Consider the following 26,091-nt stretch of genomic DNA (forward strand, 5'->3'; position numbering starts at 1 on the left):
CTTGCCTTAGCTATTGCCCCAGAAGGTCGTGGCGTTTCAGTGAGTGCCGAAGTTGATCATAGGTCAAATTGAGCGCCTTGGCCGTCTGTCGCTGATTATAACGCGATTTAGCCAGAGCCTCTTCCAATATGCGTTTCTCAAACGCCTCAACCGCCTCCTTCATGTCGTCCACCGCATCAAACTGGGGAATTGGCGACGGCGGAACTGACGACGTGGTCGATGCCGGCGGTTGGATGGAACCATTGGAGGCTTCTTCGGCAGTTTTTTTCCGGGGCATCTCTTGCGGTTTCCAGGGAGATGCGAAGGGATCAAACACCACATGATCCACCGGCCTGCTATAATCACCCCATTGGTATACCGCCCGCTCAATCACATTGCGCAGTTCGCGGACATTGCCCGGCCAGCTATGCCGTTCCAGCGCTTCTGACGCCAATTTCCCCAGCCCCGGCCATTCGGGCCAATCCAGTTCGGCTGCCATACGCCTGCCAAAATAATCGGACAAAACGGTGACATCACCTTCCCTGACCCGCAGGGGTGGCAGAGTTACGACTTCAAACGAGAGGCGATCCAGAAGATCAGCACGAAAACTGCCCTCGTCAGCCATTTTGGGGAGGTCGGCGTTCGTCGCGGCGACGATGCGGACATCCACGCGGACGGGCCGCGACGACCCGATGCGGGTAATTTCACCATATTCGACCGCGCGGAGCAAGCGTTCCTGCGCGCCCGATGATAATGTTCCCAGCTCGTCCAGAAAAAGCGTCCCGCCATCTGCTTCTTCAAAGCGCCCTGCCCGTGCCTTGGTGGCACCGGTAAAAGCGCCCGCCTCATGGCCGAACAACTCCGCTTCGATCAACGTTTCCGGCATGGCAGCGCAGTTTAGGGTGATCAATGGGCCATCCCAGCGCGCACTCAAGCGGTGAAGGCGCTCGGCAATCAGCTCCTTGCCTGTTCCGCGCTCACCGACTACAAGAACTGGGCGGTTCAAACCCGCAGCCCGGCTGGCCTTTTCTACAGCATCGAGAAAGGCCCCCGACTCACCAATAAATTGACTCTCGCGCTCCATGCCCAACACTTAGCGCAGAATCCTAATAAATAGCAATTAATACTATATTCATTTTATGAAATTTTGTTAGTTATCCTTATTTATCAATAACTTGGTAAAATTGGCACACCTCCTGCAATGTTGGTTTCGAACCCGCAAGGGACACGAAATCAGATACCGATTGCCGAGGAGGATTACATGTCAAAATTAGCGAACCTGAGCAGAACAGATTTTTCAGCCCTCATTTCCGTCGCGCTGTTTGGCATGACGATTCTCGTGAGCGCCGTCGGTCCCGCCGAGGCGCAAGGATCGATGATGATCGACAATAACAACAGTTCCCCAACTGTCAGCCACGACCCCCTGGGCCACAAGGCATGACAGACGAAATGGCCGGGACCCCTTCTTTCCCCCTGACGAAGGTCACGTCCCGGCCACCTTTTGAAATATTAGACGACGACAATTTTTTTGATTACGACAACCAAGGCCGGTCTGAACGTTCGAACCAATCCAGACCACAATACAGTAAATATGCTGCTAGCAACTACCGGAGTTTCACTATGGGTATTTTTTCAAGGACACGCGACATCATCGCCGCCAATGTGACCGACATGCTCGACAAAGCGGAAGATCCTTCCAAACTGATCCGCATGATCATATTGGAAATGGAGGAAACGCTGGTTGAAGTGCGCGCGTCTGCTGCCCGTACCATCGCCGACCAAAAAGAAATGCGCCGCCACATCGACAAGCTGGAACAGCTTGATGCTGACTGGCATGAGAAAGCCCAACTCGCGCTTTCCAAGGATCGCGAAGATTTGGCCAAGGCGGCGCTGGTTGAAAAACGCAAGGCAGCGGACATGGCCGACCAACTCAAGATAGAAATCAAAGTGCTTGATGATGCCCTTCGCGCCAATGAAGGCGATATCGCCAAGCTGCAAAAGAAGTTGCAGGAAGCACGGTCACGCCAGAGCAGCCTGGTCAATCGCCTCGAAAGCGCCGAAAACCGTTATAAAATTCGTGAAATGTACAACAGCGAGAAGGTGCATGATGCTTTTTCCAAGTTTGAATATCTCGAACGTCAGGTCGATTTTGCCGAAGGGCGCGCTGACTCCATGAACATGGGCGGCGAACCACAGACGCTGGAAAACCAGATCGCCGCTTTGGAAAGCCGTGATGAAGTTGATGACGAACTGGAAGCGATGAAGGCGGCCATGAACAAATCGAGCCAGAAAGGTGATAAATAATGCAGGAAGAACTCATCATCATTCCCATCGTTATGGGGACTCTTTTTATAGGCCTGCCCTGGCTAATTTTTCACTATGTCACAAAATGGAAAACCGCAGCGACGATAACCAATGAAGATGAAAATCTGTTGGAAGAGCTGCATCACATGGCGCGTCGGCTCGATGACCGCATGGATACGATTGAACGCATTATGGCGGCGGACAATCCGGACTGGCGTCAGTCGGCACTTTCGGCTCCCGCAGCTGAGCCCGCACCGACTCTGGAGAATTTTGACAAACTTGTGAACAAGGAAAGGCAACCATCATGACTTCGTCCCGGACCAAATTTTATCTCGATAAGCAGCGTGCGAAATGGAGCGGTGTCTGTGCAGGGATTGCTGATTACACCGGCATAAATGTCGCTTGGGTCCGGTTTGCGGCAATTGTCGCCACGGTGACATTTGCTTTCCCCTGGACATTAATTGCCTATTGGATTGCAGCGAAAATCTCTGATGCAAAGCCAATCGAGCTTTATCATCGTGATCCGGAAGAACTAAAATTTTGGCAAGGCGTACGCCAGTCACCTCGCCGCACGACCCGCGACATTAAATCACGGTTCCGCGAAATCGACCGCAAGCTGGCGGACATGGAGCTTTATTACACCACCAGTAACACATCTCTCTCTAACGAGATTGAGAACTTACGCTAACTTCAGAGGATTTGAGGGAGAAAAACCATGAATTGGGGTGGACCAGGATTTGTAATCGCTATCATTGCGGTCTGTACTGTGAGCTGGCTTATCAACAACTGGATCAGGGCAAAACACGGCTATGATCTGGAAGATGAATGGGGAGGAAAGACCGCACGACGGAACCCCGACGCGGAACGCAAGATTGAACTGCTTTCCAACGAGAATGCAGAACTGGTCGGCAAGATCGACCGCCTGCAGGAACGCCTGCAAGTGCTGGAGCGTATCGCCACTGATCCTGCCAAGCGCACCGCCGACGAAATCGAAGCTCTAAGATCACAGGATAACTAGAATGACCCCCGAAAAAATTGCGTTTTTCAAAGACATATTCCCCATGATTGCCGTCGTTACCGGCATTGCGGTAGGTGGCTGGGTACTCACAACCTGGTTGCGTATCAAGAATGGCTATCCGCTTGATGGTGCATGGGGTCAGGCAGTGCATCCCCGCACGGATAAGGAAGCGGCTGAGCGGGTGAAGCTGCTCACAAACGAAAATGCCGAACTGCGCGCCGAGATTGGGTCAATGAAAGACCGCCTCGCCAATGTAGAGCGCATCGTCACCGATGACAGCCACCGGCTGACTCAAGAAATCGAACAGCTCCGCGATAAGCGGGCAAACTGAGAGGAAATCTATATGGGACCCGGTGAGATTATAACATTTTTCCTGATCGTGGTTGGTTTGCCGGTCACGCTGGGAGTGGGCAGTCACCTCTACAAGGAACGGCTTAAATTCAAGACCAAGGAGCTTGAAATCCTGGGTAATGAAACAGCCGAAAAGGCCGCGCAATATGCGGCGCACAACGAACGACTTGAACAGCGTGTTCGGGTTCTGGAACGCATTGTCACCGACAAAGGAGTGGATATTGCCGAGCAGATTGAAGATCTGCGTGACGGCTCTGAAACAAAGGAATTGAACTGATGAGCGATCTTATTTGGGTATTGATACCACTGGCACCATTTCTCTTGGGCGGTCTAGCGATATGGACACGGCATCAGAGCAAGATGGCCGACAAGCAAAAAGAGCTAATGCTGCTTGGTGATCGATTACCCCAAGACCAAGACGGTCAAAAAATGCAAGACGACATGAAATATCTGAAAGACCGCGTTGCGGTGCTGGAGCAGATCGTAACCGATGGCCGAGGCGCACGCGAACTGGAACAGGAAATAGCAAAACTCAAGGATAGCTGAACGCGAAGCGATAAGAAGGAATGATTTAATATGAACCCGTTTGAAATGGTTGTCGCCATCATCATTGTAATCACAATTGGTAAAGTGATGAACACCAAACTCCAGGCGAGCAAAGGCATCGCGGAAGATAGAGATGGCAACCCAATCATGTTGAGTGACCCGGATTCTGCGCGGCTTCAGGAAGAAGTCAAATATCTCAAAGAGCGCGTTCAGGTGCTCGAAAAGATCGCAACAGATGATCGCGGTGGTCGCGAACTGGCAAATGAAATTGAAAAACTTCGGGACCGATGAGTTGGCCCCTTATTCACGAGGATGGATGTCATGCAAGAACCTGCACTTTATTTGATAACCGCAGCCTTTTCATTGATCGGCCTGACCGTAGTGTCGCTGGTCGCGCTGCGCGGATGGCGGGACTGGATCGCGCTGAAATCGCGCGAGATCGAGCAACATCGCGAAGATCACCCGCCCAGCGCGACGTCCCGCATTGAGGTTGCTGATCTCAAGGAACGCATCCGCAAACTGGAAGCCATTGCGGCGGGTGTTGAACTTTAACAAGACTGCGCGTGCTTAGCCGGTTGAAGCATCGGCTGCACTGCAAGCGATCCTTCGACAGGCTCAGGACGAACGAAAATAAAGCAGGTGACCTTCCCGCAATCCCCTGCTAACCGCCCTCCCCATGAGCAAGCTTGAAGATTTGATCGAAGAATATGAATTTCTCGAAGCCGACGATCGATACCGACTTCTGATTGATCTCGGCAAAGAACTGGATCCCATGCCAGATGCGCTGAAAACCGATGCGACGCTGGTCCGCGGTTGCTCGGCTTCTGTCTGGGTTTACCCGACACAACTGGACGACGGCCGCCTGCATTTTCTGGCAGACAGCAATGCGGCGATCACCAAGGGCATTATCGCACTGGTGCTGGAGACGGTCCAGGATCAGGAAGCAACGCAAATTCTGACCAAGGACATTGCGGCGCAGCTGGAGCCATTTGATCTCAAAAACCAGCTCAGTTCCAACAGAACGCAAGGTATTCCGAACATGATTGCGCTCATCAATCAGACGGCGGAGCGATATAAAAAATGAGCCCGATTGGCGCCTTTCTTTTGCTGGCAGCCCTGGTCGATCCTGCGGTTCAGCCGTCCAAGCAAAATGACTGCTACAAACCTGCAGATGCTGCAGTGGTGGAGGAAACGCCGACCTTCCATTTGACTCCGGAAAAAGTGCATTCGGCATCGGCTAGTCTTGATCCGATTACAGCCACACCGGTTTTGCAACTCACTCTCACTGATGTTGGCAATACAGAGTTCGTGAAATTGCAGCGATGCAAGATCGGCAAGAGAATTGCGATCTACATTGATGGAAAGATGGTTTCCGAACCCGTTTTGATGGAGCCTATACTCGGGGGTGAGATCGTGATTTCGGGAAGTTTTACGACCGAAGAGCTCGTGGAAATCCAGTCCAGTCTAACCAGACCCTAAACCGGTTTCCACACGCGGCGTTCTTCCGCCACTTTGAGCACATCAAATGCCGCTTGCGCCGTCTGAAATTTCTTCGCTGCCTCCGCGTCACCCGGATTGACATCGGGGTGATATTTCTTTGCCATATCACGCCACGCCTTTTTCACTGCTTCAAACTCAATGTCTGGCGGAAGGTCAAATATATCCAGCGCCGTCATTTCATCGCGTGAGCGACTGCCATCACCCGATCCCATCCAGCTATAATGTGAAGCTTCCTGATAGGCATTGGCATCGCGCTGCTCATCGGCTTCGCGCTGTTTACGCTCTTCCTTGTCAAGCCCTTCGAAATAATCCCATCCGCGATTATATTCAGCGGCGTGATTCTGGCAAAAATACCATTTTTCCGGGCTATTGGGTGATTTAGGTGCCGGGCAAATGCCCGCCTCGTCGCAGCCATGACGGTCACATTTACGCAATTGCTGCGTCTCGCGAGAGCTTTCATAGCTTCCCCAGCGCGGGAAACCCCAATTGTCGGATCGTTTTACTTTCGGCATAGAGCGCCTTTAACAAATACTCCGCTTCACTACCAGTCTCTTAAATTGGCTAATCGCGCGACAGGATATTCGATGTGGCGCGCTCCAGATCAGGGCGCAGTTTAAGCTCGGCCTGACTGGTCGCAAGCTTCGCCCAATAGCGTGCCTCGCTCGGGGATTTCGGGATACCTTGCCCGCGATCATGAAGTTGCGCCCAAATTGCCCGGGCTCCGGCATATCCACCCCGGGCTGCAAGCGAGCAATCCTTGGCGACGGTCGCGGCCTGGCCAAATTGATAGCGCAACTCGCATATCCAGTTATTGCCTTCCACATTGCCAGTATCGGCGAGTACCCGCAGTTTGCGCACCGCTTCCTCGACCTGCCCGCCATATATGCCAAGGGCATAGGTCGCGTAGGGATGTCCGCGGTCAGAAGCCGCAGCGAATAATTCGAGCGCCCGCTTTTTATCGGTAAGGCCAAGTTTGCCTTCCCATAGCGCAAAACCAAGGTGGGACTGCGCTTTGGCATATCCTTGTGCTGCCGCCAGCTGGTATAATTCCAGCGATCGGGCAGTCTCTGCCGGATCATTTTCCTGGAGAAACCACGCCAATTCGGTCTGCCCTGCCGGGTGACCCTGTTCGGCAGATTTCTCAAGCCATTCGCGGGCCTGTTTCAAATCTGCGCTGACTCCGACACCCAGATGATACATATATCCCAGAAGGGATTGGGCTAGCGCGTCACCATTTACTGCGAGCAAAGTCAAATCCGCAACGCCGTGATTGCTTAGCACTTCACCGATTAATATGGTCTCGTCTTCAATGGCCAACCGGTCCATCGAAATCTGGATTGAAGATAACGCTTTGGTCGCGATGGCCGGAAGATAAGCCCCGGCTTCAGCTCCTATACTCGCTCGACCTCCGGCTTTCGAACTGGGGTCAGTTGCATTTAAACCGGTCGCAGGCTTTTGTGGCGGGTTGAGATAAAAATCTTCAAACCAGCTACCATAATGAAATGGTTGTTGCGGGCCGAGTTCCAATTCGCGGGTATTCGCATAGACTTCGCGCGACACTACCTTGAAATAGTCGGACAGCTCAAGCCCGGGAATGGCAAGCTTCGTCGCTATGGCTTTGGCGAAGGGGCTGGTTTTGGAATCAACGGGGGCTGCGTCCAGCGCTGGCCGTCCCTTGGCGGTGGAGTAGAAAACCGCACCCTGAGTCATTTCCAATAGACCCATAGGAGAAACATTGCCTTCCGGATCATCGGAGTTAACATCTTTCAACCGCACGATGGGATCAGGTGTGCGGCAGGCATCCATGAAAAACAGATTAAAGCGTTTGGCTTGTGAGGCAGCCTTTAACAACTTGTCCAGCGGCAGGAAATGGCTGTCCAACTGTTCTTTTGAAGCAAAGAGCGGTGCATCGACGGGAACCATGAAATTGCGACCATTATACTCGAAACCATGGCCGGCATAATAGACGACGGCGCTATTAGCCGCGGATGCTTTGGCTTCAAAGAGCTCAGTGGCACTGTTTAACTCGGCGATCGACGCGTTACGCACATCGATAATTTCAAACCCCGCTTTGGCGAAAGCTACGCAGACATGATCGATGTCGTTCACCGCATTGGGCAGCGCGGGCCAGTTCAGGTCATCATAAGCCCCGATTCCGATTAGCAGCGCGACACCGCGATCCCCTGTCACCGACGCGCATTTGGCGCTTGCCGATGCGTTCCAACCAAAAAGGCCAAAAACAAATATGCAACCGAGCAGAAATTTCCTCATGCGAAAGACTAACACGCATCGCGTCCAACGCAAATATGAAATGTAAAATTCCAGAGGGTCTGTAAGCCGGGTTCTGTCCTCCCGCTCCAATCAAAAGATGGCGCGAGATAGCCAATCATTCATCTAGGCTGTGCATTGCTGCGCAGCTCAAGCAACCAACCCGGGCAGCAGGCCGAATTCGCCATGAGCCGCCCCTATTTGGTTTTGCTCCAGGTGGGGTTTACCGTGCCAGACCTGTTGCCAGACCCGCGGTGCGCTCTTACCGCACCCTTTCATCGTCACATGCCCAAAGGCGTTGCGACCTGCTTTCTGTTGCACTATCCCTGAACAGGCGATCACTCCCCTGCCCGCCGGACGTTATCCGGCACCTCTAAATCGTGGAGCCCGGACTTTCCTCCTCAATGCTTGCACATCAAAGCGATTGGCCGACCCTCTGGTGAGAGCCTATTTAGTGATTCCGCGTTCCCTGTCGAGCATTAACGACAATAAAATTGCACGGCACTCGCCATCAATCACCCCGTCGATATTGGCAGGACGGAAGCGGCGTTGGAACGCGACCACTGCATCTTTCTGCGCGGTAATGTCATAGCCATACCGCTCCAGAGCAAGCATGAAGCCAGCATCGGTCCACGGGGGATCACCCAGATTGAGGGGCGGCTTCTTGAGCGCAATGCCATGCCGTGCCAGCCTGTCCCAATCAAACAGCTCCCCGGGGTCCTGCTTTCTTGCCGGGGCAAGGTCGCTGTGGCCAATCACGTTTGCAGGGTTGATATGGTGCCGTTTGACTATTTCATGTGCGAGCCGGGTCACGCTATCCATCTGCTCTTCCGGAAAGGGAACATAGCCCCATTCATGCCCGGGATTGACGATTTCAATGCCGATGCTAGCGCTATTTACATCCGTAATCCCCCGCCAATAGCCGCGCCCGGCATGCCATGCGCGATTTTCCTCGCGCACCATGTGCACGACTTGTCCATCCTCGGTGACAACATAATGCGCAGAAACCTTGGCTTCGGGGTCAACCAGCTGATTGATTGCTGCGGCTGCGCTCTTCATTCCGGTATAATGCATCACTAAGATGCTGATCGGCAATTTGCGCTCGTCAAAATTAGGAGAAGGCGTCCAGATCATATCCATGCAACCCGCTCCTCCAATCGCAATTATGCGGTGACAATGGCACCCAATAGCAGCTCAGTTCCCGATGCGGGCGAAATTCTCAGATCGCCGCCGTTGGCCGTCGCCAGTTTGCGTGACATATAGGCGGCTGCCGTTCGGGCACTGAGCTCGGAATCAGGCAAACCACCCTCAAGAGCAGCACGGATGCCTTCATCCAGCGCAATTTTTGGGCCTTCAGCGCGAACAACCACTTCGATTCCTAGGTCGCCCTTTTCGGCGCCCACATCAAGACGGCCACCGCGAACCAGAGCCTCCCGGGCGATAAGGGCCAGATTCAATAGTATCTTGATCGCCTTTTTGGGCAGCGCTTCGCTTTGCACGGCCCAGCCCAAAGCTATTTTTCCGTTATCACCCACAAGGCTTTCAACCAGTTGCTTGGCCTCAGCAGGATCGACGACATCTCCGAAACCGCCCGCAGCGCCAAATGCGAGCCGGAAATATTTGAGCTTATCGGCCGATGCTCTGGCGCTATCTGCAACCAGATCAAAGCAACGATCCCGCATTTCAGGATCATTCTCGTCTTCCAGCAATTCGAGGCCATTGTTGATTGCGCCCACCGGGCTAAGCAGGTCATGGCAAAGTTTGGAGCACAGCAATGCTGCAAGATCGACATCGGATTCAGACATTCAGGTACGCCTTTAACTAGGGGAAGATTATTGGAAACTTGTTTGGCGATTTGTTCACTGGCAATCAAGGGCGATTGGGTTGAACCGACCAAATATTTCGCCATTTTCGGTTGCCCGCCATGCAGAAGCATCCCGACCGTTTATAATCAGCCAAATCCGCTCATCAGCTGCGGCACTGGCGGCATCGGTTTGCGATGGTTGTACATCACCTCGGGGGTGTGAATGATAATAGCCCACTATCGCCGGTCCGCCATCCCTTGCTGCGCGTTCAGCCTCTATCAGAGCAGCAGGATCAATCTCGAACTGCCGGTTGGCATGTTGGGCAATATTGCGGGCTTGTTTGAAGCCGGAAACAATCTGGTTCTCGCCAAATAGCAAACCGCAGATTTCCAAAGGAACACCATTACGTGCCTGTTGTTGCAAATGAGATAATATGTCGCTTGATAAGCTCAGGATCATCGCCCACATCTACCCGATGAATTCAGGGCAATCCATAAAATCCGGCATCGTGCCCGAAAGCGACAAAAAACAGCGGCTCGATGCAGCGCTTTCTGGTCTCATCACCGATCTTTCAAGAGAACGTATCAAGACGCTCATCATTTCAGAAAATCTGTTGATCGATGGCGTGATTTGCAAGAATCCTTCTTCCAAAACCTGCGCGGGCAAGAATTTTGCTCTCACGGTTCCAGTTGCGGTCGAAGGTCCGGCAAAAGCACAGGATATTCCGCTGGATGTCGTGTTTGAAGACACGCATCTGATCGTCATCAACAAACCGGCGGGTCTTGTGGTGCACCCCGCTGCAGGCCATCCTGACGGAACTTTGGTCAACGCCTTGCTCCACCACTGCAAAGGTGAACTTTCGGGGATTGGCGGCGTGATGCGGCCTGGTATCGTCCACCGGATTGACAAAGACACTTCCGGCCTGATGGTCGCTGCAAAAACCGATGCGGCGCACAAGGGATTAAGCGCGTTGTTCGCCAAACATGATATTGATCGCAAATATCTCGCGATTGTCCACGGGCGACCGAATCCTGTTTCTGCAACCATCGAGGGCAATATTGGCCGCAGCAACGTCCATCGCAAAAAAATGGCGGTTGTGGGTGACGATAAAGGCAAGCCGGCGATGACCCATTACACCGTCAAAGAGGCGCTGAATAACTCGGCTTTGGTCGAATGTGTGCTCGAGACAGGCCGCACCCACCAGGTCCGCGTCCATATGTCCCATATCGGGTATAGCCTTATTGGTGATCCGCTATATGGTTCTCGTCGAAAATCTTTAGTTTCTCGCAGAAAAGATATTCAATTTGGACGACAGGCCCTGCATGCTGCTATCCTTGGATTTGTTCACCCCATAACGGAGGAAAAATTGCTGTTTTCTATCGATTTACCCGCCGATATGCAGGAACTATTCAGCAAGTTGCGTGTATAACTATTACACCTTATATAGGTTTTTGACCAAAGAGTGCTTGATGAGGCTCGGCGGCACAACAATGAAGGAACAATGAATGTCTAATGGTAGCAATGTTCCGGCAAAAATCCCTGCTTTAGGGGGGATGCAAGCCTGAACCGGTATTTGTCAGAAGTCCGTAAATTCCCGATTCTGACTCCCGAAAAAGAATATATGCTGGCGAAGCGCTATGCTGAACATAAAGATCAGGAAGCAGCTGCCCAGCTAGTGACGTCCCACCTGCGGCTTGTGGCGAAAATTGCCATGGGTTTCCGCGGGTATGGCCTGCCCGTCTCGGACCTGATTTCCGAAGGCAATGTCGGCCTGATGCAGGGCGTCAAGAAATTTGAACCCGATAGAGGGTTTCGCTTGGCGACCTACGCTATGTGGTGGATCCGCGCGTCGATACAGGAATATGTGTTGCGTAGCTGGAGCCTCGTAAAAATGGGGACCACGGCCGCGCAGAAGAAGTTATTCTTCAACCTGCGCCGGATGAAAAACAATCTTGATGCGTTTGAAGATGGCGATCTGTCACCAGAAGATTTGGCCAAGATTTCAACCGATTTGGGAGTGTCCGAGCATGAAGTGGTTAATATGAACCGCCGCATGTCGATGGGCGGCGATGCCTCGCTCAATGTCTCGCTTTCGTCGGAAGATGGTGACAGTGGCCAATGGCAGGACACACTCGAAGACGATTCGCCGCTACACGATGAGCAGATTGCCGCTGATCAGGAAGCTGAATTCCGGCATGACATGCTTAACGAAGCGATGGAATCGCTGAATGAGCGCGAGCAGCACATTTTGGCTGAGCGCCGGCTTTCGGAAGATCCCAAAACGCTGGAAGACCTTAGCAAAGTCTACAGCGTGAGCCGCGAACGCATTCGCCAGATTGAAGTCCGCGCGTTCGAGAAGCTGCAAAAGGCTATGCTTCGCATTGCCGGTGAAAAGCAGCTTTTAACAGCGGGTTGATTCTGAAGGTTCATACAAATTCCGAATTTACGCATTATCCCTCTCCCCTCTAAAGGGGGAGGGGATCTTTAGACTTGGCTATATCGTCATTGCGAGGAGCCGCAGGCGACGCGGCAATCCAGAGAGAACATGCGACGGCCTGGATTGCTTCGCTGCGCTCACAATGACATCTAATTCGATCGTCATTGTTTTCACCGAGACTTCTCATTAAACCCCAACCATGCGGCTGATCAAATTTCTCTTCAAATTCGTGATATATTTCGTCCTCATCACCGTGGCGTGGGTCGGGCTAATGGCTTTCATCCCTCCGCCGTTCACTGCCACTATGGTGATGGACGAGAACGGTTTCACCAAAGACTGGACGTCGTTCGGCGACATCTCCCCCAACATGGCCCGCGCAGTGATTGCAGCCGAAGACAGCAAATTTTGTAGCCATGACGGCTTTGATCGCGAAGCAATCGAGACGGCAATCAAACGCAATGCTCAGGGCGGACGCATAAGAGGTGGCTCGACCATATCCCAGCAGACCGCCAAAAATGTGTTCCTTTGGCAAGGCGGCGGCTTCTTCCGCAAAGGGCTGGAGGCCTATTTCACTTTCCTGATCGAAACGATCTGGAGCAAGAAGCGGATTATGGAAGTTTACTTGAATGTGGCCGAGACCGGCATAGGCACTTATGGCGTGCAGGCCGGTTCGCAGCGCTATTTCAAGAAAGATGTCGCTGACGTGACCCCGACAGAAGCGGCGAGAATAGCGGCGGCTCTGCCCTCACCCAAAAAGCGTGCGGTAAACGGCGCGTCTGGATTTACGCGGCGCTATGGCAACTCGATTGCGGCGCGGATTGGTGTTGTGAAGCGCGATAAGCTTGATGGGTGTATTTATAAGTAATGCGGGGATGCTTGTCCGCAACGTCGCTAACTAAGCAGCATCTTCCTTCTTGGCCTTGCTGCTCTTGGCAATCACCTTCACCGGGTCTTTCGAGCCAGCGACGACATCCTTGTCGATCACAATTTCATCGACGCCTTCCAAATCGGGCAGATCGAACATTGTATCCAGCAGGATATTCTCGACGATAGAGCGCAACCCGCGCGCGCCGGTTTTACGTTCAATCGCCTTCTTCGCGACCGCAACCAGCGCATCGTCGGTGAACGTCAATCCAACATCTTCCAGTTCAAACAGCTTGCGATATTGCTTCACCAGCGCGTTTTTGGGTTCCTGGAGGATGGTCACGAGCGCATCAATGTCGAGGTCTTCCAGAGTCGCTATCACTGGCAAGCGGCCAACAAACTCCGGAATCAAGCCGAATTTCAGTAAATCTTCGGGTTCGCCCTGAGCGAGCAACTTGCCGATTCGCTTCTCGTCTTCCGCTGCGACATGAGCACCAAAGCCGATTGATTTCGACTCTAGACGGTCGCCAATAATCTTTTCAAGACCCGCAAATGCGCCACCGCAGATAAACAAGATATTGGTTGTATCCACCTGCAGAAATTCCTGCTGAGGATGTTTACGGCCGCCCTGCGGTGGCACACTGGCCGTTGTGCCTTCCATGAGCTTGAGCAGCGCCTGTTGCACACCCTCGCCCGATACATCGCGAGTAATCGAGGGATTTTCCGCCTTGCGGCTAATTTTGTCGATTTCATCAATGTAAACGATGCCGCGCTGGGCTTTCTCAACGTTGTAATCCGACGATTGCAGCAATTTCAGGATAATATTCTCGACATCTTCACCAACATAGCCTGCTTCTGTAAGCGTCGTGGCGTCGGCCATCGTGAAGGGCACATCAAAAGTCTTCGCCAGCGTCTGCGCAAGCAGCGTTTTACCGCAACCGGTAGGGCCAACGAGCAAAATGTTGGATTTCGCCAACTCGATATCGCCCGATTTCGCCGCGTGATTGAGGCGTTTATAGTGATTATGCACCGCAACCGAAAGAACGCGCTTGGCGCGATCCTGACCGATCACATAATCATTCAGAACTTCACAAATTTCCCGCGGCGTGGGCACTTCGCCATCTTTTTTGCCCGTCGCAGCGCCTTTGGATTCTTCACGGATAATATCGTTGCAAAGCTCGACACATTCATCGCAAATGAAAACCGTCGGGCCAGCAATCAGCTTGCGGACTTCGTGTTGGGATTTTCCGCAGAACGAGCAATATAGCGTGCTCTTCGAATCAGATCCCGTCAATTTCGTCATAAAAAGTCCTTAAAACCGGGCTATTTCGCCCTTCAAACAAGCCAATCTAACCCGCATATCGCAAATTGCTACAGCTTTTTTGAACTGCAACTCTTCTATCGTGTAACGCCTAACAAATTGAGCTTAATTTTCGTTTAGCCCAGCGCTAACGCTCTATTTATCATCTTCTGCCGGTTTCGGGCGCTTGTCATAGACTTCGTCGACAATGCCGAAGGCTTTGGCTTCGTCCGCCTCAAGGAAGGTATCGCGGTCCATCGCTGCTTCGATTTCCTCGATCTTCTTGCCGGTATATTTGGCATAAAGCTCATTCATCCGGTGCCGAATCCGCAGGATTTCCTTGGCTTGAATTTCAATATCACTCGCCATGCCCTGCGCGCCGCCTGAAGGCTGGTGCACCATGATCCGCGCGTTGGTTGTCGCCATACGCATTCCCGGTTCGCCCGCAGCGAGCAGGAAACTACCCATCGACGCGGCCTGCCCCACGCACACCGTGCCCACGCGGGGACGGATATATTGCATGGTATCATGGATCGCCATGCCAGCGGTCACAACGCCGCCGGGGGAATTAATGTAGAGATAAATATCCTTTTTCGGATTTTCCGACTCCAGAAACAGCAGCTGCGCGGTGATGATCGAAGCCATATGATCCTCAACCTGTCCGGTCACGAATACGATGCGCTCCCGCAGCAGCCGAGAAAAAATATCAAAGCTGCGCTCGCCGCGGTTGGATTGCTCCACCACCATCGGGACCAGAGCGCTGTGGACGGGATCATTATTTATCGGATCATACATAAGTTTTTTGGAGTCCTGTTTTTGGTTGGAGCCTACATCGGCATTTCCCGCAGATTGTTCAAGTGCTTTAACTATCGGCGACGATGAAATCGGCGATAAATGCAAAGTTTTTGCAATCCTCGTGCTGCTGGTCGCGATTGAACATTGCACTGCGCTTGGCGGATGCCTAGATCATGGCAACGATATTCGCTGACTTGCACCAAGCCAGCAAAAAAACCGAAACGGAGCAGAATATGACGATCATCCAGAACAGCCTGTCCTCGCATCTCGACAATGATGACGACGAGGATGAAAAAACGGCTGGTGCCCTGCCCGGCGCGATGATGACAAAGTTTCTTGAAGCGCGGACAATCATGATTTTTGGCGGGGTTGACCAGAAACTGGCCGAGCGCGTGTCCACGCAGCTGCTCTATCTCGATCACCTGAACAATGATCCGATCAAGATTTTTGTGAACTCTCCCGGCGGCCATGTGGAATCGGGAGACACCATCCATGACCTAATCAGCTACATCTCATCGCCGGTTGCGGTCATTGGCACGGGTTGGGTCGCTAGCATCGCTACACATATCTTTCTGGGCGTCGCGCCCGAGCGGCGGTTCTGCTTGCCCAACACGCGCTTTCTTATTCACCAACCTTCCGGTGGCTCGCGCGGCAAAGCGTCTGACATTGCAATTCAGGCCGAGGAAATCGTAAAAATGCGGACGCGGATAGCGGAAAAAATCGCTGAAGCGACCGGCCAGTCTCTCGAACGCGTGCTCAAGGATATAGATCGCGATTACTGGATGTCGACCACAGAGGCGAAGGAATATGGCATTCTCGGCACGGTGATCAACTCGGCCAGTGAAGTTAAATTCTAAGCCGGGCCATATCGTTTGGAAAAAAAAGGCTCCTGATCCGGGAGCCCTTTTTTTGTTCGTGATGTTTTAAGCCCTACTTTTTGACAGCAGCTTTCTTTGCCGCTGGCTTTTTCGCCGGCGCGGTTTTGGCAGGGGCCTTTTTAGCTGGTGCCTTTTTCTCTGCCACAGCTTTGGCCGGTGCTTTTTTAGCCACAGGCTTTTTCGCTGGAGCGGCTTTATCAGCAGACTTCTTTGCCGCCGCCTTCTTGGCAGGTGCTTTTTTAGCTGGCGTTTTCTTTTTGGCAGCGGGTTTGGTTTCCGCATCGTCTTCCGCTTCGATTGCTGCTTCCAGCTCTTCGCGGGTCACTTTTTTGTCGGTGACTTCAGCTTTGTCGAAGAGGAAATCGACAACCTTGTCTTCATACATCGGCGCACGAAGCTGGGCTGCTGCCATCGGATCCTGCTGGATGTATTCAACAAACCGCTGCCGGTCTTCCTCGCGGTACTGCTGGGCCGCCTGCTGGATCAGCATGCCCATTTCCTGCTGGGAAACCTCTACACCGTTTGCCTGACCAATTTCGGAAAGCAGCAAACCAAGGCGAACACGACGGACAGCAATATCGCGATATTCCTCCTTCTCCGCTTCCATTTCTTTTTTGGCTGCTTCGGGATCGTCTTCCTGCGCCGCTTCTTGCTCAAGCTGCTGCCAGATCTGGTTAAATTCCGCTTCTACCATTGTCGGCGGCACTTCGAAATCGTGGCTGGCGGCCAATTGATCAAGCAATTTGCGCTTCATGTGCGTTCGGGTGAGGCCATTGAGTTCTTGCTCAATCTGACCCTTGAGAAGCTCGGAAAGATGGTCAATGCCTTCAAGGCCCATGGATTTCGCCATTTCGTCATCAGCCTTAGCCACCTTGGGCTTCTGCACTTCACCGATTACAACATCAAAGGTCGCGTCTTTGCCCTTGAGGTCTTCGACATTATAGTCATCGGGGAAGGTGACTTTTACGAGCACTTCGTCATTGGCCTTCTTGCCAACGAGCTGGTCTTCAAAACCGGGAATCAGACGACCGGAGCCAAGCTCAATCGCCATGCCCTCGCCTTTGCCACCTTCAAACGGCACGCCATCCACTTTTCCTTCAAAGTCGATAAGACACTGGTCGCCAATCGCGGCTTTGTAAGATTTTGCCGCAGTTTCAAATTGTTTCTGGCTATCGGCAAATTTCTGAAGCGCTTCGTCCACCGTTTTCTTGTCGGCTTCAACCTGCAGGCGTTCCAGCTTAATGCCGTCGACTGATGGTGTGGGAACATCTGGCAATATTTCCAGCTCAACCTTCACATTGGCATCTTTACCCGGCTCATAGCCTTCGGCCAGATCGACGCTAGGCTGCATGGCGGGGCGCAGCTTATTGTCTTCGATAGTTTTCTGAACGCCTTCTTGTACCGAGCTGCTCAGAGCATCCTGCATCAGCGCATCATTATGCATTTTGCGCACGAGATTGGCGGGCACTTTGCCTTTGCGGAAACCGGGCATGTTGACTTGCGGGGCGAGTTTTTTGACTTCAGCAGCAACGCGATCCTCAATGTCTTTCGCGGTGATTTTAATGTCATAGGCCCGCTTCAGGCCTTCGTTCAGCGTTTCAACAATCTTCATGGTTTCTCTACAAAGCTTTCATTATGTTCAAATTTTTCGTCAGATGTTTCTTAGCACATTTGGTGCGGGCGAAGGGACTCGAACCCCCACACCCTAAGATACCAGAACCTAAATCTGGCGCGTCTACCAATTCCGCCACGCCCGCCCAATTTATGCTATTCAAAATCTATCGAAGTTCGATTGACACGCGCGCCTAGCGGAAAGGCACGTGAAGGGCAAGAGCGGTTTAGTCGTTAATCTGTGTTGAAATTTTTGATCACAGTGTAGCGAATTTTCTTGTTATCCGCTTCTTCAACCATAATCAGAGCGCCCTTGTAGGCGATCTCCATCGATTGAGATAGGTCGTAATCAACCTCATTTGAAAACGCCGGGCGAGCGTTATTACCTGAAAACTCTCGATAGCCGACTTTAATTCGGTCTCCGACACGTCCGCTGTATATTAGCGTCTGTTGAAAGTTTGCTTCGCTAACAATCGGCTTAGTTGTTCGCGTGTAGCCGATCTCAGTGTCACAAGCTTTGGCACCCATACTTCTATCGACACACAATTGGTTGCTACCTTTTGTCGCGCGGAGCGAAACAACATCGTTTTGCATTGGGCCGAGCAATCCTCCCGTTATCATCAATCCACCAAAACCACTGAGACCTAGTCCCATCTGGTATGAATGATAGGTATATTCTGCGTCCTCTCCAATTTGAGGATAAAAACCCTTTGAAAAAGTGTAATTATTGATGTTATTTTTCTGAGCAAGAGCTATCCCTTTTGTCTCAGTTAATGCGCCCTGTTTTAACATGGCACCGCCAATAGGCGTTTCAGTTGACGTATTTAGCGGCGGTTCACTTATTTGCTGAGTAACCGGCGTGTAATTTACTTTAGTTGTTGAACAGGCCGACAAAAAGAGCATAGTTATCAAAGCATAGCGCAAATTCATACTGTTTCCCCTATGGGAATAACATTAGCGTCAGTATCAATTCAAGCAAGAGTTTTCTTCAGCAATTCATTCACCACTTGCGGATTGGCTTTGCCCTGCATCGCCTTCATGGTTTGCCCTACAAAGAAGCCGAACAGCTTGTCCTTGCCACCGCGATATTGTTCTACTTTATCCTGGTTTGACGCAATGACGTCAGCGATCACCGCTTCGATCGCGCCCGTATCGGACTCCTGTTTTAGGCCCTGATCTTCAACTATTTTCGCTGCACCGTCTCCGGTTTCGAGCATGATTTCAAAGACCTGCTTCGCGATTTTCCCCGAAATGGTGCCATCTGCGACCAAGCCTAGCAATTCTGCTGCCTGTGCTGGCGATACCGGGCTGTTTTCGATGCCGACGCCCATTTTGTTGAGCGCACCGAATAGCTCGGAGGTCAGCCAATTTGCCGCAGAACTGGCAATTTCTTCGGGCTTGTCGGTGGTTTCAAGCAATTCCTCAAACCACATCGCGGTTTCGTGATCTGCCGTCAGAATGGCCGCATTGTATGCGCTCAGCCCCAGCACGTTCTTGTAACGCGCGCGTTTCTCGTCAGGGAGTTCGGGCAGGCTCGCTTTGCAATCGAAAATGAAATCATCTTCCAGTTCCAGCGGTAGCAAGTCCGGGTCGGGGAAATAGCGATAATCATGCGCATCCTCTTTGGAACGCATGGAACGAGTAACGCCCTTGTCGGTGTCAAACAGACGTGTTTCCTGCACCACTTCGCCGCCGTCTTCGATCAGATTGACCTGACGCTGGGCTTCATATTCAATCACCTGCTGGATGAAGCGCATCGAGTTGACGTTTTTGGTTTCCGTGCGCGTGCCAAGCTCGCCGCCCGGTTTGCGGACGCTGACATTTACATCGGCGCGCATCGAGCCCTGCTCCATATTACCATCACAGCTGCCGACATAACGAAGAATTGAGCGCAATTTCCGCACATAGGCCGCTGCTTCCTTGGGAGAAGCCATATCCGGCTTGGAGACAATCTCCATCAGCGCAACACCGCAACGGTTGAGGTCGACGTAGGACATGGTTGGATGCTGGTCGTGCATCAGCTTGCCGGCGTCCTGCTCGATATGGATACGTTCGACACCAATCGCCTTGCCGTGCGCGTCAGGGTCTTTTTCATCGAGCGAAATCTGGACAACGCCCTCACCCACAATCGGATGATAAAGCTGGGAAATCTGATACCCCTGCGGCAAATCGGCGTAGAAATAATTTTTCCGGTCAAAGCGTGAATATTTGTTGATCTGCGCATTGATCGCAAGGCCGGTGCGCACCGCCTGACGGACGCATTCGCCGTTCAGCGTGGGTAGCATTCCGGGCATCGCGGCGTCTACGAGACTGACCTGCGTGTTCGGTTCGGCGCCAAATTCGGTGGATGCGCCAGAGAAAAGCTTTGCGTTGGAGGTAATTTGCGCATGGACTTCAAGGCCGATTACGACCTCCCAATCGCCCGTTGCGCCCTGTATTAGATATTTTGATTCAGTCATTATTTTTCCGCTTAAATATAAACCAATTACGAATTCTAACAATTAGATATGCCCAGAACGCAAAACCGATCACCGTTGTGAAAAATGTTACTACAAAATTCCCGTCAAATTTTGACAAACCGCTTAACAATTCAATCAAAGATAGAGTTAATGCTAGTGTAGCAGCCACAGCAAAAGGTTTTCGAAACCCCCACTTTTGAGGAGATTTCAGTTCATTCACCACCATTGCTCCGGCTTGGCCACAAACCCAGCTCGCTCTTCCAAGGCCAGTCCAGCGTTAAACACGCTCTGCTCATCCAGCGCCTTGCCGATAATCTGCAATCCCAGCGGCAAGCCTTGCATGTCCAACCCGCCGGGAACAGACATCGCTGGTAATCCGGCGAGTGAACTTGGCACCGTGAACACGTCGTTCAAATACATCGCCAGCGGATCATCGCTTTTCTCGCCCAATCCGAAAGCCGCGCTTGGCGCGGTTGGCGTCAGCAGCAAGTCGCAGCTTTCCCAAGCCTTGTCGAAATCCTGCGAAATCAACGTGCGAACTTTTTGCGCCTGCGTGTAGTAGGCGTCATAAAAGCCAGCAGACAGCACATATGTGCCGATCATGATCCGGCGCTTCACTTCTGGTCCAAAACCAGCTTCGCGGGTTGCGGCGTACATATCCTGCAGCCCTGCGCGTTCCCCTTTTTCTTGGCTAGGCATCTCACGCAGGCCGTAACGCACGCCGTCATAACGCGCCAGATTCGACGAAGCCTCCGCTGGAGCTATGATATAGTAAGCAGGCAGCGCATATTTGGTGTGTGGCAGGGAGACCTCAACGATGGTCGCGCCTGCATCCTTCATCCATTCTATGCCCTGCTGCCAGAGCGCATCAATTTCGGGCGGCATATTATCGACGCGATATTCCTTGGGAATACCGATTTTCTTGCCCGCCAGATTGCTGTTGAGCGCCGCTTCCCAATCAGGGACCGGGAGATCAAGCGAAGTGGAGTCTTTCGCATCAAAACCAGCCATCGCTCCCAGCATTATTGCGCAATCACGCGTATCGCGGGCCATCGGCCCGGCCTGATCGAGCGAGCTTGCAAAAGCAATCGTGCCCCAGCGCGAGCAACGCCCGTAGGTTGGTTTAAAGCCAGTAATGCCGACAAACGCAGCAGGTTGACGGATGGAGCCGCCGGTATCGGTGCCCGTCGCCGCCGGAGCAATGCGCCCGGATACAGCCGCGGCGCTGCCGCCTGAAGAACCGCCCGGCGCCAGATCAGTATTGCCGCCATCATTGCGCCGCCAAGGAGAAATAACATTGCCAAAGGCGCTGGTCTCATTGGACGAACCCATCGCAAACTGGTCCATATTCAACTTGCCGAGCATCCCTGCCCCGGCCTTGAACAGGTTGGAGGAAATGGTGGACTCATATTGCGGCACGAAGCCTTCTAGAATGCCGCTTGCCGCAGTCGTCGCCACGCCTTGCGTGCAAAACAGATCTTTCATACCAATCGGCACACCAGCCATTTTGCCTAGTTTTTCACCCGCAGCTTTGGCCTTGTCGGCCGCATCAGCCGCCGCAAGAGCATGTTCAGGTGTTTCAACCAGAAACGCATTGAGCGACTTGGCCGCGCTCACGCGGCTTATAAACGTTTCAGCCACTTCTTTGGCGGTAAAATCACCGGCGGAAATGCCGCTGCGGATATCCGCTATGCCCAGTTCAAATATTTCGGTCATTATTCAATCACCTTGGGCACGCCGAAAAAGCCATGTTCTGCCGCAGGCGCATTCGCCAGCACCTTCTCGCGAATTTCGCCATCGGTCACAACATCCTCGCGCAGACGCAGTTTATTTGGGATTACTGCGGTCATTGGCTGAACATTTTTGGTGTTCACTTCACCCAGTTGCTCGACCCATCCCAGAATATTATTAAGCTCGGGGACCAGCGCATCGGCCTCGGCCTCACTGATCGCAATCCGCGACAGGCTGGCGATTTTTTTTACGGTGTCTTTATCGACTGACATTGTACATTCTATTCCGGTTCATATTTTTTGCGGTATTAATGGATGAAATTGTGTATCTCGCGCCGCTAGCATTGGCGCGAAGCCGCTTCAAGTTGAATGAGCGGGTTTCAGCCTATTGGAGTAAAAAATTGGCGCGTAAGTTTTTATATTTTGTCGCAGGCTTGACCTTTTTGGTGATCCTTGGTGCATTTGTCTACCGTGTTTACGGTGAAGATTTGATGGAAATCGCCTTTGTACCGGATACGGAATTTGAGCAGCAAGCCGTGCTCGAAGATAATGTCTATGCTGAAAAGTCTATGTGGCTCGCACGACCAGAATTGACCAAAAACAACCCTGCTCTCTGGCTCCCCACTGGCTTCGAGGAAGGGGAATCGCCGATCAGCGAGAAAAGCCGGGCTGCTGTTTTCTTCATTCATCCCACGTCCTTTACGAAAAGGGACCGATGGAACGCTCCATTGGACGATAAAGAATCGCAGGCTCTTGCGCGTATATTCCTGCGCGGTCAGGCCAGCGCATTCAACCAGATCGGCGACGTTTGGGCGCCGCGTTACCGGCAAGCTACCATCGGAGCGTTTCTGACAGAAAAGCCTGAAGGCCAAATGGCGCTCGATGCCGCCTATCAGGATGTCCTCATCGCATTTGATTATTTCATTGAGCATATTCCGGAAAACCAGCCAATTGTGCTGGCTGGTCATAGTCAGGGTAGCCTTCATCTTACCAATTTGCTGAAAGATCGCGTTGCCGGAACCCCACTCGCCAATCGCATCGTTGCCGCCTATGTTGTCGGATGGCCCGTTTCAGTCGACGCAGATGTGCCGGCAATGGGCCTCACTGTTTGCGAAGCGCCCGATCAAGCCAAATGTATATTGGGCTGGGAAAGTTTTGCCGAACCTGCTGAATATGGACGGATTATCGAAGTTTACGACACAACAATCGGGTTTAACGGGGAACCACGGAAAGATACCAAGCTGCTTTGCACCAATCCGATAAATGGAGATTTGCGATCCGAGGCCAAGGCGGAGATGAATCTGGGGACTCTGGTGCCGAATAACGAATTGAGCGATGCAACCCTGGTGGCAGGCGCTGTTCCGGCTCGCTGTGATGATCGCGGGTTCCTGCTGATCGGTGATCCACCTGATCTTGGCCCCTATACCCTGCCCGGCAATAACTATCATGTTTACGATTACAGCCTGTTCTGGTCCAATATCCGGGCTGACGTCTTGCGGAGGATGCAGACATTTCTCGCGCGTTGATGACAGATGACAAAGCAGTGTTCCTGTCTGCTTTGCCAGATGGTGGGCGACTGCTGGGACTTGATATTGGCACCAAAACCGTTGGTCTGGCGCTATGCGATGCCCAATGGACTTTTGCCACGGCAGCTGAAACGATCGAGCGGCGCAAATTTTCCAAGGACCTGGAACGGATAACGGCGGTTATTGCCGAGCAGAATATTGTTGGTCTGGTGGCGGGACTGCCGTTGAACCTCGATGGCAGCATGAGCAAACAGACCCAGGCGGCCAAGGCTTTCGCGCAAAATCTCAAACCATTGGGCTTGCCGATTCTGCTATGGGACGAACGCTGGAGCACGCAAGCTGTGGAGCGTGATCTGATTGCGTCTGACGTCACCCGCAAGAAGCGTGGCAAGGTAATCGACAAGATGGCGGCAGCCTATATATTGCAAGGCGCAATAGACGGGCTTGCCGCATCGGGTTGAGACGCTTATAGACCTCGTTTTAATGACATCGCCATCCACCAGTTCGCCTCATCAGTTTCCTTCCGGTTCTGATGCTTTCCCACATCGCCATCTATTGGGTATTGCAGGATTGCAACCCTGGGAGATTTTGTTCCTCCTTAAAGAGGCGGAGCAATGGGTCGATTTAAACCGCAAATCCAGCAAGCATGCTGACCGACTCGACGGCCTCACAGTCATAAATGCGTTCTTCGAAAACAGCACCAGAACGCTTCTTTCGTTCGAGATTGCGGGCAAGCGCATGGGCGCAGATGTTGTGAATATGCATGCCGCGCAATCCAGCCTGAAAAAGGGCGAAACCCTGATCGACACCGCCGTTACACTCAACGCCATGCGCGCCGATGCCATAGTCATTCGTCATGGCAGTTCGGGCGCAGTCCAGTTGATTGCCGATAAGGTTGATTGCCCCGTGCTCAATGCCGGCGATGGCAGCCATGAGCATCCTACACAAGCGCTGCTCGATGCGCTGACCATACAGCGCCGCAAAGGCGACATTAGCGGGCTTACAGTGACAATATGCGGTGATGTGATGCACAGCCGGGTGGCACGGTCTAACATCTATTGCCTGACGACATTGGGGGCAAAGGTTCGCGTTTGCGGGCCGCCATCACTTCTGCCCGCCGCCCTGGATCGAATGAATGTGGAATCATTTAGCGATTTCGACGCTGCGCTGGATGGCGCAGACGTAGTGATGATGCTTCGACTCCAGAATGAACGGATGAACGGGGATTTCATTCCCAGTCCTCGGGAATATCATTATCTCTATGGCCTCACCAAAGAGCGACTGAAGAAGGCAAAACCTGATGCTCTGGTTATGCATCCCGGACCGATGAACCGCGGCATTGAAATCAGTAGCGATGTCGCTGATGATGCCAAACGTTCGGCGATCACGGAACAGGTAGAAATGGGTGTTGCCGTGCGGATGGCTTGTCTGGATGTGCTGACAAGACGCTCACGGGAAGTGGAGGGCTGGTCATGAAGACAGTCTTTTCCAATGCCCGCCCGATCTTGCCAGGATCTGACCTTCTGGAAACCCAATCAATATATGTAGAAGGTGACAAAATATCGCAGGTTGGCGATGCAAGCGACTCATCTGATTCAATAATTGTCGATTGCGGCAATGCGATAACGGCACCCGGCATTGTCGACCTTGGCGTATTTGCCATAGATAAACCGGCCTTTCATTTCGGCGGGATCACCCGTGCCGCATTGATGCCCGACCAGTCTCCGGTTCTCGATTTGCCAGCGATGATCAAACACAACGCTACCGAGGGAAAACCTGATCTCTGGTCTCACCCGCTCGCGGCAGCGACCAAAGGTTTGGCGGGCAAGGAATTGGCAGAAATCGGTCTGATGAAACAGGCTGGTGCGCGGTCCGTTTCCACCGGACGTCGGTGGATTTCCGACAGTGGTATCATGCTCAGACTGCTGCAATATTGCAAAGCCCTTGATATGCCGGTGATCGTGCACAGCGAAGATGGTGGATTGGCTGGAAATGCTGTTGCAACGTCCGGAGAAACGGCAACCAGACTTGGGCTATCCAGTGCCCCTGCGTCAGCCGAAGCCTTGTCCATCGCGCGCGACATTGCGCTGGTTCACGAAAGCGGCGCTCATGTCCATTTCCGGCAAGTGACCACGAAACAGGCATTGGATCTTGTTCGGGAAGCCAAAGCGGAAGGCTTGCCTGTGACCTGCGGAATTACACCTGCCCACCTTTTCCTGTCTGACATTGCAGTCAGCGATTTCAAAACTTTTGCGAAACTGTCGCCTCCTCTGCGGTGCGAAGATGATCGGCAAGCCTGCCTTGCAGCGATAAAAGACGGAACAATTGATGTCATATCATCCGGACATGATCCGCGCGGACCAGAGGACAAACGTCTACCGTTTGCTGAGGCCCAATCCGGAATGGCGGGCGCGGAGACCCTGCTCGCGTTATCGCTTAACCTTGTTCGCGATGAAACGATCAGCATGAACCGGTTGTTCCAGCTGTTGTCAGAGTCTCCTGCTAAAATTCTCGGCGTCAAAGCCGGAAAAATCGCGCCGGGTTACGAAGCAGACTTTATTTTGATTGATCCTGACGCTCCCTGGCAGGTAGATGCCCGCAAAATGGCGGCATCAGCGGGGAACACGCCGTTTGACAAGCTGCCCGTGCAGGGCCGTGTCAAAGCCATATATAAGGGCGGAAAAGCGCTCTAGCGCTCCCGCCCTCATATATTTGCGATC

33 protein-coding genes, 1 tRNA gene, 1 other RNA gene and 1 pseudogene are annotated in these 26,091 nt (G+C 52.6%); 20 read left to right on the plus strand and 16 right to left on the minus strand.

The window, feature by feature from the left end; translation table 11 throughout:
• Window positions 1-10: 10 nt before the first annotated feature.
• Window positions 11-1,063: a phage shock protein operon transcriptional activator gene (gene pspF / locus HF685_RS02640; RefSeq protein ID WP_168818181.1), complete on the minus strand. Its 1,053-nt coding sequence runs from the start codon at window positions 1,061-1,063 to the stop codon at window positions 11-13.
• 177 nt (window positions 1,064-1,240) lie between these two features.
• Between pspF and HF685_RS02645 the strand changes: the two genes are divergently transcribed.
• The 12 genes from HF685_RS02645 (at window position 1,241) to HF685_RS02700 (ending at window position 5,677) form a co-directional block, all read left to right on the plus strand.
• Window positions 1,241-1,420 carry a hypothetical protein gene (locus tag HF685_RS02645; protein ID WP_168818182.1) on the plus strand — a complete coding sequence of 60 codons (180 nt, stop codon included), beginning with the start codon at window positions 1,241-1,243 and terminating at the stop codon, window positions 1,418-1,420.
• 179 nt (window positions 1,421-1,599) lie between these two features.
• Complete coding sequence (pspA, locus tag HF685_RS02650; RefSeq protein ID WP_168818183.1) at window positions 1,600-2,283, plus strand: phage shock protein PspA; 684 nt, start codon at window positions 1,600-1,602, stop codon at window positions 2,281-2,283.
• Window positions 2,283-2,591, plus strand: a complete 309-nt coding sequence (gene pspB, locus HF685_RS02655) for an envelope stress response membrane protein PspB (RefSeq protein WP_168818184.1) — start codon at window positions 2,283-2,285, stop codon at window positions 2,589-2,591. The genes pspA and pspB overlap by 1 nt, the downstream gene beginning before the upstream one ends.
• On the plus strand, window positions 2,588-2,971 hold the full coding sequence (gene pspC, locus HF685_RS02660; RefSeq protein ID WP_168818185.1) for an envelope stress response membrane protein PspC: 384 nt from the start codon (window positions 2,588-2,590) through the stop codon (window positions 2,969-2,971). Before pspB ends, pspC begins: the two co-directional genes overlap by 4 nt.
• 27 nt (window positions 2,972-2,998) lie before the next feature.
• On the plus strand, window positions 2,999-3,301 hold the full coding sequence (locus tag HF685_RS02665; RefSeq protein WP_168818186.1) for a hypothetical protein: 303 nt from the start codon (window positions 2,999-3,001) through the stop codon (window positions 3,299-3,301).
• Window position 3,302: 1 nt separating this feature from the next.
• Window positions 3,303-3,632 carry a hypothetical protein gene (locus HF685_RS02670; protein WP_168818187.1) on the plus strand — a complete coding sequence of 110 codons (330 nt, stop codon included), beginning with the start codon at window positions 3,303-3,305 and terminating at the stop codon, window positions 3,630-3,632.
• Window positions 3,633-3,644: 12 nt separating this feature from the next.
• A complete protein-coding gene (locus HF685_RS02675) occupies window positions 3,645-3,929 on the plus strand; it encodes a hypothetical protein (RefSeq protein ID WP_168818188.1) in 285 nt (94 codons plus the stop codon).
• Window positions 3,929-4,198: a hypothetical protein gene (locus HF685_RS02680; protein ID WP_168818189.1), complete on the plus strand. Its 270-nt coding sequence runs from the start codon at window positions 3,929-3,931 to the stop codon at window positions 4,196-4,198. The genes HF685_RS02675 and HF685_RS02680 overlap by 1 nt, the downstream gene beginning before the upstream one ends.
• A 30-nt stretch (window positions 4,199-4,228) precedes the next feature.
• Window positions 4,229-4,489 (plus strand): hypothetical protein, encoded by a 261-nt coding sequence (locus tag HF685_RS02685; RefSeq protein ID WP_168818190.1) that lies wholly within the window; start codon window positions 4,229-4,231, stop codon window positions 4,487-4,489.
• 30 nt (window positions 4,490-4,519) lie between these two features.
• Complete coding sequence (locus HF685_RS02690; protein ID WP_168818191.1) at window positions 4,520-4,750, plus strand: hypothetical protein; 231 nt, start codon at window positions 4,520-4,522, stop codon at window positions 4,748-4,750.
• Window positions 4,751-4,874: 124 nt separating this feature from the next.
• Window positions 4,875-5,282, plus strand: coding sequence for a SufE family protein (locus HF685_RS02695; RefSeq protein WP_168818192.1), 408 nt, complete (start codon window positions 4,875-4,877; stop codon window positions 5,280-5,282).
• The gene (locus HF685_RS02700) at window positions 5,279-5,677 is read left to right on the plus strand and encodes a SecDF P1 head subdomain-containing protein (RefSeq protein WP_168818193.1); all 399 of its coding nucleotides are present in this window, start codon (window positions 5,279-5,281) and stop codon (window positions 5,675-5,677) included. The genes HF685_RS02695 and HF685_RS02700 overlap by 4 nt, the downstream gene beginning before the upstream one ends.
• On the opposite strand, the gene HF685_RS02705 is transcribed toward HF685_RS02700, so the two are convergent.
• The 6 genes from HF685_RS02705 to HF685_RS02730 all read right to left on the minus strand — a co-directional run bounded on the left by HF685_RS02705 (window position 5,674) and on the right by HF685_RS02730 (window position 10,194).
• On the minus strand, window positions 5,674-6,210 hold the full coding sequence (locus HF685_RS02705) for a J domain-containing protein (protein WP_168818194.1): 537 nt from the start codon (window positions 6,208-6,210) through the stop codon (window positions 5,674-5,676). The two genes, HF685_RS02700 and HF685_RS02705, sit on opposite strands and share 4 nt — an antisense overlap.
• 49 nt (window positions 6,211-6,259) lie before the next feature.
• Window positions 6,260-7,888, minus strand: coding sequence for a caspase family protein (locus tag HF685_RS02710; RefSeq protein WP_211051324.1), 1,629 nt, complete (start codon window positions 7,886-7,888; stop codon window positions 6,260-6,262).
• Between the two features lie 127 nt (window positions 7,889-8,015).
• An RNA gene (gene rnpB / locus HF685_RS02715) (RNase P RNA component class A) lies at window positions 8,016-8,406 on the minus strand.
• Window positions 8,407-8,413: 7 nt separating this feature from the next.
• Window positions 8,414-9,106 carry an N-acetylmuramoyl-L-alanine amidase gene (locus HF685_RS02720; protein WP_168818196.1) on the minus strand — a complete coding sequence of 231 codons (693 nt, stop codon included), beginning with the start codon at window positions 9,104-9,106 and terminating at the stop codon, window positions 8,414-8,416.
• A gap of 23 nt (window positions 9,107-9,129) precedes the next feature.
• Window positions 9,130-9,771 carry a histidine phosphotransferase family protein gene (locus HF685_RS02725; RefSeq protein ID WP_168818197.1) on the minus strand — a complete coding sequence of 214 codons (642 nt, stop codon included), beginning with the start codon at window positions 9,769-9,771 and terminating at the stop codon, window positions 9,130-9,132.
• A gap of 54 nt (window positions 9,772-9,825) precedes the next feature.
• Window positions 9,826-10,194 (minus strand): M67 family metallopeptidase, encoded by a 369-nt coding sequence (locus HF685_RS02730; protein ID WP_246218713.1) that lies wholly within the window; start codon window positions 10,192-10,194, stop codon window positions 9,826-9,828.
• A gap of 52 nt (window positions 10,195-10,246) precedes the next feature.
• Here HF685_RS02730 and HF685_RS02735 point away from each other — a divergent pair, with 52 nt between their 5' ends.
• The 3 genes and pseudogenes from HF685_RS02735 (at window position 10,247) to mtgA (ending at window position 13,073) form a co-directional block, all read left to right on the plus strand.
• Entirely contained in the window at window positions 10,247-11,200 is a 954-nt protein-coding gene (locus HF685_RS02735) for an RluA family pseudouridine synthase (RefSeq protein ID WP_168821141.1), read from the plus strand.
• Between the two features lie 76 nt (window positions 11,201-11,276).
• Window positions 11,277-12,187: pseudogene (gene rpoH, locus HF685_RS02740) on the plus strand (RNA polymerase sigma factor RpoH).
• Between the two features lie 220 nt (window positions 12,188-12,407).
• A complete protein-coding gene (mtgA, locus tag HF685_RS02745) occupies window positions 12,408-13,073 on the plus strand; it encodes a monofunctional biosynthetic peptidoglycan transglycosylase (RefSeq protein WP_168818199.1) in 666 nt (221 codons plus the stop codon).
• Window positions 13,074-13,103: 30 nt separating this feature from the next.
• Here mtgA and clpX read toward each other — a convergent pair whose 3' ends face one another.
• Both clpX and HF685_RS02755 read right to left on the minus strand, forming a co-directional pair.
• Window positions 13,104-14,375: an ATP-dependent Clp protease ATP-binding subunit ClpX gene (clpX, locus tag HF685_RS02750; RefSeq protein WP_168818200.1), complete on the minus strand. Its 1,272-nt coding sequence runs from the start codon at window positions 14,373-14,375 to the stop codon at window positions 13,104-13,106.
• Window positions 14,376-14,528: 153 nt separating this feature from the next.
• Complete coding sequence (locus tag HF685_RS02755) at window positions 14,529-15,167, minus strand: ATP-dependent Clp protease proteolytic subunit (protein WP_168818201.1); 639 nt, start codon at window positions 15,165-15,167, stop codon at window positions 14,529-14,531.
• A 173-nt stretch (window positions 15,168-15,340) separates the two neighbouring features.
• On the opposite strand from HF685_RS02755, the gene HF685_RS02760 reads away from it, so the two are divergent.
• Window positions 15,341-16,024, plus strand: a complete 684-nt coding sequence (locus HF685_RS02760) for an ATP-dependent Clp protease proteolytic subunit (RefSeq protein ID WP_246218714.1) — start codon at window positions 15,341-15,343, stop codon at window positions 16,022-16,024.
• A gap of 73 nt (window positions 16,025-16,097) precedes the next feature.
• Here the strand turns inward: HF685_RS02760 and tig are convergent, their stop codons facing one another.
• The 7 genes from tig to gatC all read right to left on the minus strand — a co-directional run bounded on the left by tig (window position 16,098) and on the right by gatC (window position 22,118).
• Window positions 16,098-17,657, minus strand: coding sequence for a trigger factor (gene tig, locus HF685_RS02765; RefSeq protein WP_168818202.1), 1,560 nt, complete (start codon window positions 17,655-17,657; stop codon window positions 16,098-16,100).
• Window positions 17,658-17,717: 60 nt separating this feature from the next.
• Window positions 17,718-17,802: transfer RNA gene (locus HF685_RS02770), tRNA-Leu, on the minus strand.
• 88 nt (window positions 17,803-17,890) lie between these two features.
• Window positions 17,891-18,586, minus strand: coding sequence for a hypothetical protein (locus HF685_RS02775; protein ID WP_168818203.1), 696 nt, complete (start codon window positions 18,584-18,586; stop codon window positions 17,891-17,893).
• 41 nt (window positions 18,587-18,627) lie between these two features.
• Entirely contained in the window at window positions 18,628-20,115 is a 1,488-nt protein-coding gene (gatB, locus tag HF685_RS02780) for an Asp-tRNA(Asn)/Glu-tRNA(Gln) amidotransferase subunit GatB (protein WP_168818204.1), read from the minus strand.
• Window positions 20,108-20,335, minus strand: coding sequence for a hypothetical protein (locus HF685_RS02785; RefSeq protein WP_168818205.1), 228 nt, complete (start codon window positions 20,333-20,335; stop codon window positions 20,108-20,110). The genes gatB and HF685_RS02785 overlap by 8 nt, the downstream gene beginning before the upstream one ends.
• Window positions 20,332-21,831 (minus strand): Asp-tRNA(Asn)/Glu-tRNA(Gln) amidotransferase subunit GatA, encoded by a 1,500-nt coding sequence (gene gatA, locus HF685_RS02790; protein WP_168818206.1) that lies wholly within the window; start codon window positions 21,829-21,831, stop codon window positions 20,332-20,334. The genes HF685_RS02785 and gatA overlap by 4 nt, the downstream gene beginning before the upstream one ends.
• The gene (gatC, locus tag HF685_RS02795; RefSeq protein ID WP_168818207.1) at window positions 21,831-22,118 is read right to left on the minus strand and encodes an Asp-tRNA(Asn)/Glu-tRNA(Gln) amidotransferase subunit GatC; all 288 of its coding nucleotides are present in this window, start codon (window positions 22,116-22,118) and stop codon (window positions 21,831-21,833) included. Before gatC ends, gatA begins: the two co-directional genes overlap by 1 nt.
• Window positions 22,119-22,156: 38 nt before the next feature.
• On the opposite strand from gatC, the gene HF685_RS02800 reads away from it, so the two are divergent.
• The 4 genes from HF685_RS02800 to HF685_RS02815 are packed head-to-tail and all read left to right on the plus strand — an operon-like array spanning window position 22,157 to window position 26,064.
• Window positions 22,157-23,371 (plus strand): DUF3089 domain-containing protein, encoded by a 1,215-nt coding sequence (locus tag HF685_RS02800; RefSeq protein WP_343040075.1) that lies wholly within the window; start codon window positions 22,157-22,159, stop codon window positions 23,369-23,371.
• On the plus strand, window positions 23,371-23,832 hold the full coding sequence (ruvX, locus tag HF685_RS02805; protein ID WP_168818208.1) for a Holliday junction resolvase RuvX: 462 nt from the start codon (window positions 23,371-23,373) through the stop codon (window positions 23,830-23,832). Before HF685_RS02800 ends, ruvX begins: the two co-directional genes overlap by 1 nt.
• 22 nt (window positions 23,833-23,854) lie before the next feature.
• Window positions 23,855-24,847, plus strand: a complete 993-nt coding sequence (locus tag HF685_RS02810; RefSeq protein WP_168818209.1) for an aspartate carbamoyltransferase catalytic subunit — start codon at window positions 23,855-23,857, stop codon at window positions 24,845-24,847.
• Window positions 24,844-26,064 (plus strand): dihydroorotase, encoded by a 1,221-nt coding sequence (locus HF685_RS02815; protein ID WP_168818210.1) that lies wholly within the window; start codon window positions 24,844-24,846, stop codon window positions 26,062-26,064. Before HF685_RS02810 ends, HF685_RS02815 begins: the two co-directional genes overlap by 4 nt.
• The last annotated feature ends 27 nt before the right edge of the window (window positions 26,065-26,091 follow it).

The organism is Parasphingorhabdus halotolerans (assembly GCF_012516475.1).
GTDB lineage: Bacteria > Pseudomonadota > Alphaproteobacteria > Sphingomonadales > Sphingomonadaceae > Parasphingorhabdus > Parasphingorhabdus halotolerans.